The organism is Candidatus Poriferisocius sp. (assembly GCF_965204145.1).
Lineage (GTDB): Bacteria > Actinomycetota > Acidimicrobiia > Acidimicrobiales > Bin134 > Poriferisocius.
Genome location: NZ_OZ241977.1, coordinates 581910 through 593704 on the forward strand (window position 1 = coordinate 581910; position 11795 = coordinate 593704).

General features: G+C 67.4%; 11 protein-coding genes and 1 pseudogene. All 12 read left to right on the forward strand.

What is annotated here, in order from left to right; translation table 11 throughout:
- The first annotated feature begins 34 nt into the window (after positions 1-34).
- Positions 35-2038: a threonine--tRNA ligase gene (gene thrS, locus ACOGI7_RS02500; protein WP_419850354.1), complete on the forward strand. Its 2004-nt coding sequence runs from the start codon at positions 35-37 to the stop codon at positions 2036-2038.
- Complete coding sequence (locus tag ACOGI7_RS02505; RefSeq protein WP_419850355.1) at positions 2038-2544, forward strand: HIT family protein; 507 nt, start codon at positions 2038-2040, stop codon at positions 2542-2544. The genes thrS and ACOGI7_RS02505 overlap by 1 nt, the downstream gene beginning before the upstream one ends.
- Before the next feature lie 9 nt (positions 2545-2553).
- Positions 2554-3087: a hypothetical protein gene (locus ACOGI7_RS02510; protein ID WP_419850356.1), complete on the forward strand. Its 534-nt coding sequence runs from the start codon at positions 2554-2556 to the stop codon at positions 3085-3087.
- A gap of 19 nt (positions 3088-3106) precedes the next feature.
- On the forward strand, positions 3107-3700 hold the full coding sequence (locus ACOGI7_RS02515; protein ID WP_419850357.1) for a CDP-alcohol phosphatidyltransferase family protein: 594 nt from the start codon (positions 3107-3109) through the stop codon (positions 3698-3700).
- A complete protein-coding gene (locus ACOGI7_RS02520; protein ID WP_419850358.1) occupies positions 3697-4740 on the forward strand; it encodes a phosphatidylinositol mannoside acyltransferase in 1044 nt (347 codons plus the stop codon). Before ACOGI7_RS02515 ends, ACOGI7_RS02520 begins: the two co-directional genes overlap by 4 nt.
- Positions 4737-5858 carry a glycosyltransferase family 4 protein gene (locus ACOGI7_RS02525; protein ID WP_419850359.1) on the forward strand — a complete coding sequence of 374 codons (1122 nt, stop codon included), beginning with the start codon at positions 4737-4739 and terminating at the stop codon, positions 5856-5858. Before ACOGI7_RS02520 ends, ACOGI7_RS02525 begins: the two co-directional genes overlap by 4 nt.
- Positions 5855-6610: a hypothetical protein gene (locus ACOGI7_RS02530; RefSeq protein ID WP_419850360.1), complete on the forward strand. Its 756-nt coding sequence runs from the start codon at positions 5855-5857 to the stop codon at positions 6608-6610. The genes ACOGI7_RS02525 and ACOGI7_RS02530 overlap by 4 nt, the downstream gene beginning before the upstream one ends.
- Before the next feature lie 74 nt (positions 6611-6684).
- Positions 6685-7923, forward strand: a complete 1239-nt coding sequence (locus ACOGI7_RS02535; RefSeq protein WP_419850361.1) for a DUF3048 domain-containing protein — start codon at positions 6685-6687, stop codon at positions 7921-7923.
- Positions 7924-7975: 52 nt separating this feature from the next.
- On the forward strand, positions 7976-8875 hold the full coding sequence (gene pdxS / locus ACOGI7_RS02540; protein WP_419850362.1) for a pyridoxal 5'-phosphate synthase lyase subunit PdxS: 900 nt from the start codon (positions 7976-7978) through the stop codon (positions 8873-8875).
- Between the two features lie 55 nt (positions 8876-8930).
- Positions 8931-9533 (forward strand): pyridoxal 5'-phosphate synthase glutaminase subunit PdxT, encoded by a 603-nt coding sequence (gene pdxT, locus ACOGI7_RS02545; protein ID WP_419850363.1) that lies wholly within the window; start codon positions 8931-8933, stop codon positions 9531-9533.
- A gap of 12 nt (positions 9534-9545) precedes the next feature.
- Entirely contained in the window at positions 9546-10295 is a 750-nt protein-coding gene (locus ACOGI7_RS02550) for a YebC/PmpR family DNA-binding transcriptional regulator (RefSeq protein WP_419850364.1), read from the forward strand.
- 81 nt (positions 10296-10376) lie between these two features.
- Positions 10377-11667, forward strand: a pseudogene (locus tag ACOGI7_RS02555) (IS256 family transposase).
- Positions 11668-11795: the final 128 nt, after the last annotated feature.

Here is an 11795-nt window from a genome sequence, read left to right on the forward strand (position 1 = left end):
GCACAGGCAGGCCGAAGGGTTAATTTGAAGAGCCATGGCTGACATCAGCGTCATTCTCCCCGACGGCAGCACGCGCACCATTTCCTCGGGCGCCACCGCGGGCGACTTGGCTGCCGACATCGGCCCCGGCCTGGCCAAGGCGGCACTGATCGCCACCGTCGATGACGTCGAGGTGGACTTGAACAGTCCGCTAGCCGACGGCCAGCAGGTTTCGATCATCACCGCCGACAGCGACACGGGCTTGGAGACGCTGCGCCACTCCACGGCCCATGTGCTGGCCCAGGCCGTGCTGGAGATGTACCCCGGGGCGACCTACGCGGTGGGTCCGCCCATAGAAGACGGCTTCTACTACGACTTCGACCTGCCCGACGGGGCCACCATCAGCGATGACGACCTAGAGGCCATCGAGAGCCGGATGCGGGAGATCATTGAGGCCGACCAGCCCTTCGAGCGCCATGAGGTGTCGGCGGCCGAGGGGCTTGAGCTGTTTGCCGACCACCCCTACAAGCGGGAGATCATCGAAACGGTGGCCTTGGCCCCCGATGCCGATGCCGGTGGGAAGTCGGCCAGCGGGCAGTCGGCCGATGAGCTGGCCGACGAGGTGGCCGGCGACGGCCAGATCAGCTACTACCGCAACTCCGATTCTTTCATCGACTTGTGCCGCGGCCCCCACGTCCCGTCCACCGGCCGCCTGGGGCACTTCAAGCTGATGAGCGTGGCCGGGGCCTATTGGCGCCGCGACGCCGGTCGCCCCTCCTTGCAGCGCGTTTACGGCACGGCCTGGGCGTCGAGAAAAGACCTGGCCGCCCACCTGCACCGGCTGGCTGAGGCGGAAAAGCGGGACCACCGCCGACTGGCCCGCGAGCTCGACCTTTTGTCGTGGCCCACCGAGTTGGGACCGGGGCTGGCGGTGTGGCACCCGAAAGGGGCGGCGGTGCGCCGCATCATCGAGGACTACAGCCGCGACCGCCACGAAGAGGGCGGCTACCAGTTCGTTGTAACCCCCCACGTCGCTCGCTCCGAGCTGTGGGAGACCAGCGGGCATCTGGACTTCTATCGGGAGAGCATGTACCCGGCTCTGGAGATGGACGGCGCCTCCTACCACCTCAAGCCGATGAACTGCCCCTTCCACGCGCTGATCTACAGGAGCAGCCAGCGTTCTTATCGCGACCTGCCCATCCGCATGTTCGAGCTGGGCACGGTGTACCGCTACGAGTTGTCCGGGGCGGTCCATGGTCTGATGCGCATCCGAGGATTCACCCAGGACGACAGCCACATCTTCGCCACCCGGGAGCAGGCCCCGGCTGAGATCGCCTCATTGGTGGCGTTTGTGCTGTCGGTGCTGCGGGCGTTTGGTTTCGGCTCATTCGAGGCTCGACTGGCCACCCGGCCGCCGGAGAAGTCGATAGGGGACGACGCCGAATGGGATCTGGCCACCGATGCCCTCCGCTATGCGCTGGAGGCCGCCGAGCTGGAGTACGAGTTGGACGAGGGTGGCGGTGCCTTCTACGGGCCCAAGATCGACATCGACGTGCGCGACGCCATCGGTCGGAGTTGGCAGCTCTCCACCATTCAGGTCGACTTCCAACTGCCCGAGCGGTTCGACCTGGAGTACGTGGGCTCTGACGGCGCCCGCCACCGCCCGGTGATGATCCACCGAGCCCTGATGGGATCGATCGAACGCTTCTTCGGGGTTCTCATCGAGCACTTCGGGGGCGCGTTTCCCGCCTGGCTTGCCCCCGTCCATGCCGCCATATTGCCGGTGGCCGCCTCCCATGGCGACTACGCCGCCGAGGTGGAGACCCGGCTGAGCCGAGACGGTTTCAGAGTGGAGGTGTCGGGCGCTCAAGAGCCTCTGGGGCGGCGAATTCGGGCGGCCAAGCTCCAGAAGCTGCCCTATGTTCTGGTCGTGGGCGACGACGACGTGGCCCACGGCACCGTGGGGGTCAACGCCCGGGGCTCAGACGGCGACGAGCGGGGCGTGCCGTTGGACAGCTTCGCGGCCCGGCTGGCTGACGACGTGGAAGCTCACCGCTGATGCTCGAGCGCCTGTGGGCCCCGTGGCGCAGCCGCTATGTGTCGGAAATCCACGCCACCGCCTCCGAGGAGGGGGAGGGCACGCTCTTCGAGCGCATCCTGGCGTCTCCGGTGCCCGACGAGGAGACCGGCATCTTGTGGCGGGGTGCGACCTGCTTTGCGGTGCTCAACGCCTACCCCTACGGCAGCGGCCACCTGATGGTGGCCCCCAATCGTGCGGTGGCCGATCTGGCCGACCTCACCGATGCCGAGAGCGAGGAGCTGTGGGCCGCGGTCCGGGCCGCGGTGGCCGCGATCCGAAGGGCCTACAACCCCGAAGGAGTGAACGTGGGGCTCAACTTGGGAGCGGCCGGTGGTGCCGGCATTCCCGACCACCTGCACGTTCACTGCCTGCCCCGCTGGCGGGGCGACACCAACTTCATGACCACGGTGGCCGAAGCCCGAGTGCTGCCCGAACCCCTGGCCGAGTCGTGGTCCAAGCTGAGAAACGCCTGGGAACCCCAGTAGCCTCAAACCGTGTCCGACTCAGAATTGAGCACCTCTGATGGCGAAGCGGCGTCTGACGCGGAGATAACCGATGAGCTTCCCCAGGAGCTGAACGTCAGCGAATACGTCGGCCCCTACCTGTTTCCCAACAACAGCCGCCGTCGGATTCCGGCCATCATCTACCTGTCGGCCGCGGTGGTCTGCACGGTGGTGTGGGCGGTGGCCTCCGACAGCCCCCTGGTCAACGGAGGATTCCTAGGCGTCGCCGTCGCCCTGGCAGTCTTCGCCGTTTACGGGTTCATCTGCGGAAAAGAACTGAAGATCGACGAGTCGGATGCGTTGGTGATCGCCATCGGCGCGGTGGGCTTTCCCGTGGGCCACGCATCGGCCCAGATGGGGTGGCGGGGCTGGTTCAGCCGCCCCACCTGGCGCATCCTCCTCTACTCCAACGAGCCCCAGCCCGACCAGCGGGGATTGGTGTTTGTGGACGGCATCACCGGCCAGGTGATCGACCAGCTTGTCCAGCCCAATCCCGAAGACTGGGCTGACCTGGGAATCGACTGAGAAGTAGAATAAGAGCCTCATGTTCGACGGGAATTGGCGCTCGGCGGTCAATCGAGGGCTTGATCCCATCGGTGCCGTCCTGTGCCGGATGGGCATCAGCGCTGATGCGGTCACCATTTTCGGCATCGCCATGGCCACCGTGGCCGCGGTGGTCATCGGCCGGGGCGAGCTGATCCTCGGCTTGGTCTTTTTGATTTTGACCGGGATTCCCGACGCCCTCGACGGGCCCATCGCCAAAGCGGCGGGCACCAGCTCGGTGCGGGGTGCCTTCTTCGACTCGGTCAGCGATCGGCTGTGCGACGCTCTGCTGTTCGGCGGAGTGGCCTGGTACCTGGGCTCCACCGAGCCCGGTCGGATCTTCATGCTGCCAATGGCGCTCATGGCCGCGGCTTCGCTGGTCTCCTACCAGCGGGCCAAAGCCGAGTCGCTGGGACTCGACGCCAAGGGCGGCCTCATGGAGCGGGCCGAGCGGTTTGTGGTGCTCGGCGCCGGACTGGCCTTCAGCTTTGTGTTGATCCCGGTGCTGTGGGCCATGCTGGTGCTCACCGCAGCGACCGCCTTGTATCGGTTCGCCAAGGTCTGGCGTCAGGCCGACTCCCTGCACTCGATATGACCGACACCGCCCAGACGGCTGCTCCGTTGCCGCCAATCGCTCGAACCCGCCGGCTCTCGGCCGACGTGGTTCTCTACCGCAGCGGGGCCGCTCTGGCCCGCCGCCTGCCGCAACCAGTGGGAGCGGCTCTCACCCGGGCCATCAGCCGCACGGCCTACCGGCTGCTGCCGGAGCGACGCTTCATCACCGAGCGCCGTCTCCAGAGGGTGTGCGGCCCCGAACTTCAGGGCGAGGCGCTGGCCCAGGCCGTGCGAGCGTCCTTCGAGTCGTACGCCCGGTATTGGTACGACGGCGCCCGGATCGGCGACCTGGACGACGCCAAGGTCGAAGCCGGATTCAGCCACCAGGGGTTCAACTACATTCAAGAGGCCATCGACTCCGGCACCGCACCGATCTTGGCCCTTCCCCACCTGGGGGGCTGGGAGTGGGCGGGGACGTGGATGGCCCGCATCCCCGGCTACCCGGTGATCTCGGTGGTCGAGCCGCTCAAGCCGGCTCGGCTGTTCGACTGGATGGTGGAAGAGCGGCGCCGCATGGGCATCGACATCGTGGCGCTGGGCCCCGATGTGGTCTCGGTGCTCATCAGGTCGTTGCGAGCCGGACAGGTGGTGTGCTTGTTGGCTGATCGCCAGGTCGGCCGTGGGGGAATCGAAGTGGAGTTCTTCGGGGAGCGCACGCTGCTTCCGGGCGGTCCGGCCACCCTTGCTCTGCGGACCGGCGCGGCGATTCTGCCGACCGCGGTTTACCAAGACGGACCCAACAACCATCGGGGCGTCGTGCTGCCACCGATTCCAGCCGAGCGCCAGGGCCGCTTGCGGGCCGACGTGACCCGAGTCACCCAAGATCTGGCCTTGGCCTTGGAGCAGTTGATTCGCGCCGCTCCTGAGCAGTGGCACCTCATGCAGCCCAACTGGGCCAGCGACACCGAAGCGCTCCGCAGATTCCGCCAGCAACGGAGGGGCGTTGACCGGGTTGGAGATGACGACTCCCACCGCAGGTCCAAGTCGAAGCAGTCAGGCCAAGAGAGAGTGCTCGGATGAGGGTCGGGTTGGTCTGCCCCTACAGCCTCACCATCCCCGGCGGCGTCCAGGGCCAGGTGATGGGGCTGGCCCGCTCACTGCGACGCATGGGGGTGGAAGCCCGGGTGCTGGCCCCGTGCGACGGTCCTCCGCCCGACGAGTCGGTCACGCCCCTGGGCAACAGCCTGCCCACGGCGGCCAACGGCTCTATCGCCCCTTTGGCCCCCGACCCCCCGGCCCAGCTCCGCACGATCCGGGTCTTGCGGGACGAGCGATTCGACGTGATCCACATCCACGAGCCCCTTGCCCCCGGTCCCACCAACACGGCGGCGGTGATGAAGTCGGCGCCGCTGCTCGGCACCTTCCACCGGGCCGGTCACAGCACCGCCTACCAGTATCTGCGCCCGATCGTTCAGGCAGTGGCCAACCGTCTCGATTATCGCTGCGCGGTGTCGGAGGACGCCCGCCGTCTGGCCCAGGGGCAGCTTGGCGGCCAGTACGAGCTGGTGTTCAACGGGGTGGAGTTAAACGCCCCCTCGGCCGAGCCCATTGCGACGTCCTATCCCACCATCTTCTTCGTGGGTCGCCACGAGCCCCGCAAAGGCTTGGACGTCCTCGTCGACGCCCTCCAGTACCTGCCCGACGAGGTGCGGCTTTGGGTGGGAGGCGACGGTCCCGAGACCGAAGGATTGAGGGCCCGCACCGACAACGACCCCAGAGTGGAGTGGTTGGGCCGGATCTCCGACGCGGAGAAGCAGGCCCGCCTGCGGGGAGCCGATGTGTTCTGCGCCCCATCCCTGTTCGGCGAGTCATTCGGAGTGGTGCTGCTCGAGGCGATGGCGGCCCGGACACCGATCGTGGCCTCCGACCTGGACGCCTACGCCATTGTGGCCCGGCCCGGACTAGATGCCCTGCTGTCCGAGCCCGGCGACCCCGCGGCCCTGGCCGCAGCCCTGAAGCGGGTGCTGTTCGACAAAGACACTGCGGACTCCCTGGTGGCATCGGGGCTGGAACGAGCGCAGCAGTTCTCGATGGACACCCTGGCCGAGCGATATGCCGAGATCTATGCCGACCTGGCCGCCCGCCGCCCAGTCCGCGCTCCCCAACGCCGCTTGGCGGCGCACGAGGAGGGTGGATGAACACCGGCCAGCGCCGATCCGCCGTCGTCCTCGGCACCCTGGGCATCGTCCTCGGCGCGGTGGTCTTGTTGGTGCTCATGGTGCTCGGGCTGTCCTGGCTCGTGGCCGCGGTCGCCGGTTTGATCGCCGGTTTGATCGCCGCGGTCGGGTTGCACTTGATGGCCTGGCGCCTGCTGTTGCGCCTGACCGGCAGCACCAGTCCGGACGGCACGGTTGAGGCGGTGCTTGAGAATGTCCTAGAGGGCCTGTGCGTCAGCCACGGCATCCGCACTCCCGAGCTCCAGGTCATCCACTCCCAATCCGTCAACTCTTTGGCTGCGGCCCGCACGCCGGCCCACGCGGCCATCGTCATCACCACCGGCGCGGTGGAGCAGCTCGAGCGCATCGAGCTCGAGGGGCTGCTGGCCCATCACCTGTGCCGGATTCGTCGGGGCGATGCCGCCTTCGAAACGCTGGCCGGGGTGCTCCTGGCCTGGCCGTTGGCGACGGTCGGCTGGCTGCGTCGCCGGGTGATGGATCGGGTGTTGCCCGCCGGCCGGGGACTGAATGCCGACTTCGAGGCGGTGGCGCTCACCCGATACCCCCCCGGTTTGCTATCTGCGTTGATGACACTTTCCCGCCAGAACGCTCAGGTACCATCGCCAACGGTGGCAGCGCTTCACATGTGGATTGATGAGCCCGATTGGGGGATCACCGATGCCATCCGCCATTCCCGGCTGGAAACTCGGATTGCCGCGCTGAACGAGCTTTGACGGCAAGCGCTCCCCCAGCCCGCGGCGCCCTTTGGCGCGGGAGGATTGTTGCGGCCCTTCTAGCCCTTGTCCTCGTGGCCGCAGCGTGCGGAGGATCCGAGGAGAGCAGCAGCAGTCGGGAGGTGGAGCCAGCCGGGCCCACCCCAGCGGGAACGAACGGCCCAGTCGACGGCGGTGGGGCAGATTCTTCGGACGGCGCGGGTTCGCCGACCAATGGGGGTTCTGGTGCCCCCGGGGACGATGGTTCCGGCGACGGTTCGGACGACGGCTCCGGCCCAGATCCCGACCCCGGCGCAACCAGCGGGCCCGAACCCGCCCCGGCCACGCCCACCCCGATGCCGGGGCCCATCGAGCCGCTGACCGGCGAGCCCCTGGAGGATCCGGCCATCATGGGCCGGCCCGCGTTGGCGGTGAAGATCGGCACCAGCAGCGTGGGGCGTCCGCAGACCGGCATCAACCAAGCCGACGTGCTCATCGAGTTCAGAGTGGAGACCATCACTCGCCTTATGGCCGTCTTCCACAGTCAAGGGGCCGTCTCTTTGGGTCCTGTCCGGTCGGCCCGAAGCTCCGACGCAGACATCTTGGCCAACTTCGGCCAACCGATATTCGGCCATTCGGGGGCCAATCCAGGCGTGCTGAGGGAGATCTCGCAAGGCCAGGCCTCCGGCAAGCTCTACGAGCTGCGCTGGGACCACCTGCCTACCGACTACTGGCGGATTGCCGACCGAGTGCCGCCCTGGAACCTGTACACCGCCACCTCGGCCATCTGGGACAATGCTCCCAGCCAACTGACCGCACCCGAACCCCTGTTCCAGTACCGCCGGGAAGGGGAGGCTCTTCCACCGGGGGCTGAGGCGGTGCCTGGTGTGGAGGTCCGCTACCTCGGCGGCACCATCGCCCACTTCGTCTGGGATGCCGAAGCGGCCGGTTGGGCCCGCTGGCAAGACGGAACCCCCCATGTCGACATGGCCCGCCACTCCAATGGCACGCCCAACCCCGATATCGCTCCTGTTCAGGTGACCTCGGCCAACGTGATTGTGCTCCAAACCGAGTACGAGAACAGCACCGTCTGCTCGTACTGTCCCGAGGCCATCACTGTCGATCCGGAAGGCGGGGTTGCCCTGGTGTTCACCGGCGGCCACATGATCCGAGGTCGCTGGAGCCGTTCGTCGGCCAACCAGCCGTGGCAGGTGACCGACGGCAACGGCAACCCGGTGCGGCTCACCCCTGGCCAGACGTTCATCGCCCTGCCGGGGGGAGATGTGTTGGTGATGGTGCCGGACTTCGCCGAGAACCTGCTCAAGAATCGCTAGCAGCCGAAAACCGACATCGTGTTTGCGGTGCGCAAAGCCATAGACTGCACTCATGGCTGCTGAGTCGATGACGGGCCGCGAGACGGGGACCCCTCTGGTCAAGCGGGGGCTGGCCGAGATGCTCAAGGGCGGGGTCATCATGGACGTGGTCACCCCCGATCAGGCCAAGGTGGCCGAGGACGCCGGGGCAGTGGCGGTCATGGCCTTGGAGCGGGTTCCGGCCGACATCCGCCGCGACGGCGGGGTGGCCCGCATGAGCGATCCCGAGATGATCACCGGCATCCAGGAGGCGGTGACCATCCCGGTCATGGCCAAGACCCGGATCGGCCACTTCGTGGAGGCCCAGATCCTGGAAGCCCTCGATGTGGACTACATCGACGAGAGCGAGGTGCTGACGCCGGCCGATGAGGCCCACCACATCGACAAGTGGGCGTTCACCGTGCCGTTCGTGTGCGGGGCTGTCAACCTGGGAGAGGCGCTGCGGCGCATCTCCGAGGGCGCCTGCATGATCCGGTCCAAAGGCGAGGCCGGCACCGGCAACATCGTGGAGGCCGTCCGCCATCTCCGGTCGATCATCGGCGACATCCGCAAGATCACCCAGGCCGATTCGGCCGAGCTGTACGACTGGGCCAAGCAACTCCGGGCCCCGCTGCCGCTGGTGCGCGAGGTGGCCGAGATCGGCTGGCTGCCCGTTCCTTTGTTCTGCGCCGGGGGCATCTCGACGCCCGCCGATGCCGGGCTGGTTATGCAACTAGGTGCAGAAGCCGTGTTCGTGGGCTCGGGCATCTTCAAGTCCGCCGACCCGGCGCCCCGGGCCAAGGCCATTGTGGAGGCGGCCACCAACTATCGCGATCCCCACATCCTGGCCAAGGTCAGCCGCGGCTTGGGCGAGCCCATGCCCGGCCTGGAGATCGACGGCCTCGAGACCCGCCTGGCCGACCGCGGCTGGTAGCGGCGGCTGAGCGTGCAGCAGATCGAGGCATCACCCCGAGACTCGGAGCCCCCGGGTGAAGGTCGGGGTCTTGGCCCTCCAGGGCGCTTTCGGTCTGCATGAGCGGGTCCTGAACCGGCTCGGAGTGGCCGCGGTCCAAGTCCGCACCCCCGATGACTTGGCCGAAGTCGACCGCCTCGTCGTTCCCGGCGGGGAGTCCACCGCCATCTCCAAGCTGCTCGACGCCAACGGCTTGGCCGATCCGCTGGCCGATCGCCTGGCCGGCGGCCTGCCGGTCCTCGGGACCTGCGCCGGGCTGATCCTTCTGGCCGCCGAGGTGGTGGACGGCTATCCCGGCCAGCACTGCTTCGGGGCTGTGGACGTGGCGGTGAGGCGCAACGGCTATGGCCGCCAATCCGAGTCGTTCAGCGCGCCGATCGAGGTCGAGGGATGGGAATCGGCCTTTCCCGGTGTGTTCATCCGGGCCCCGGTGATCGAGTCGGCTGGCCTGGAGGTGGAGGTGTTGGCCGAACTGGACGGGGTGCCGGTGCTGTGCCGACAGGGTTCGGCGGTGGTGTCGTCGTTCCACCCTGAGTTGGCCGAAGACGATCGCGTCCACCGCTGGTTTGTGGAACAGGATTGGTCCACCGGCCACCGCTGGTTCACAGAACAGGAATAGAGGAGGGCATCCATGTCAGGACACTCCAAATGGGCCACCATCAAGCACCGCAAGGGGGCAGCCGACAAGCGCCGGGGCAAGCTGTTCGCCAAGCTGATCCGCCAGGTGGAGGTGGCGGCCCGAGAGGGCGGCGGCGACCTCGACGCCAACCCCACCCTCCGCACCATGTACCAGAAGGCCAGGGACAACTCGGTGCCCCTCGACACCATCGAGCGGGCCATCAAGCGGGGGACCGGAGAGCTCGAGGGGGTGGCCTACGAGTCGGTGTTCTACGAGGGGTACGCCCCGGGCGGCGTGGCCCTGTATGTGGAGACGCTGACCGACAACCGCAACCGGACCAGTTCGGAGGTTCGGGCGCTGTTCACCCGCAACGGGGGATCGCTGGCCGAGCCCGGCGCGGTGGCCTGGCAGTTCGAGCGCAAAGGGGTGGTGATCCTGGATCGCACGGTGGACGAGGACGAGCTGATGATGGCCGCCCTCGACTCCGGGGGTGAGGACTTGGCCGACGAGGGCGACACCTGGCGGCTCACCTGCGCTCCCTCCGACCTCTCGACGATGCGCGACGCCCTGTCAGATACCGGCATCGCCTTCATGTCGGCAAACTCCACCATGCTCCCCACCTCAGTGGTGGGCGTCGACAGCGCCGAATCGGCCCGAGCCGTACTCCGCCTCATCGACGCCCTCGACGACCACGACGACGTCCAAGACGTCTACGCCAACTTCGACATCCCCGACGAAATCCTCCAAGCCGCCGCCGGCTGAGCTTGACGGGTCTGTCAGGAATTTTGTGTATCGGGCGTGGTCTGAGGGTCCGCGGCAGGGTGCTGTGGGCCGGGGAGGATCATGTCTGTGACTGATCAGGGTATGCCGGCTGTGCCGGCGGAAGAGGCTGCCGGTGAGGCGGCGATGCAGGACTGGGCGGAGCTCTTGGTCGAGCGTGCCCGGGCCGAGGGGGTGGAGCTGACCGGCGAGGGCGGCTTGTTGACCGGGTTGGTGCGCCAGGTCCTCCAGACGGGCTTGGAGGTCGAGATGACCGACCACCTGGGCTATGAGCGCCACGCCCCGGAGGGCCGCGGGTCGGGGAACTCTCGTAACGGCTCGTCGCCGAAGCGGGTCACCACCGAGATCGGCGAGATCGACCTGGCGGTGCCCCGCGACCGGGCGGGGACCTTCGAGCCCGTCACGGTGCCCAAGCACCGGCGCCGCTTAGACGGGCTGTCGGGCAATGTGATCAGCCTCTATGCGAAGGGGCTCACGACCGGAGAGATCCAGGCGCATTTGGCCGAGATCTATGACACGTCGGTGAGCCGGGAGACGATCTCGAAGATCACCGACGAGATCGTCGCCGACATGGCCGTGTGGCAGAACCGGCCCTTAGAGGCGGTCTATGCGGTGGTGTTGATCGACGCGATCGTCGTCAAGGCCCACCGATGCCCAGGTCGCCAACCGGCCCGTCTATGTCGCTATCGGCGTCGACCTGGCCGGCGAGCGCGACGTTTTGGGACTGTGGCTGGGCCCAACGGGCGGCGAGGGCGCCAAGCAGTGGGCGGCGATGCTGGGCGAGCTCCGCAACCGGGGCCTGGCCGACGCTTTGATCGTGTGCTGCGACGGGCTGAGGGGCCTGCCGGAGTCGATCCGCGCCACCTGGCCCGACGCGGTGGTGCAGACCTGCGTGGTGCACATGGTCCGCAACAGCCTCAGATACGCCTCCAAGAAGCACTGGGGGCAGATAACCAAGGCCATGCGCGAGATCTACACATCTCCCACCACAGGCGCCGCTGAGGCCCTCTTCGAAGCCTTTGCCGAGAACTGGGAGGGCACCTACCCGGCGATGATCCGCTCATGGCGACAGTCCTGGGACGAGTTCACACCGTTTCTGGAGTTCCCCGCCGAGTTGCGCCGGGTCGTCTACACCACCAACGCCGTCGAGAGCCTCAACGCCCGGTTCCGACGAGCCGTGCGACACCGAGGGCACTTCCCCAACGAGCAGGCCGCCATGAAAGTCCTCTACCTTGTCGCCACCACCAAGCGAAAAGGCCGCGAGAACCTCACCGGCAAAACCAACGGCTGGAAGGCCATCTTGAACACACTGACCGTCCACTACGGCGACCGCATCGCCGACCACATCAAATGAAAACCATCACGGCCGGTTACACAGAAAAACTGACAGTCCCAGCTTGACGCGGCCGGGCCGCGGGTTTGCGTGTGGTTGTTTTCGGCGTTGGGACGAGTGGGGTGCAGATTTTTTCTCCAGGGCCTCCC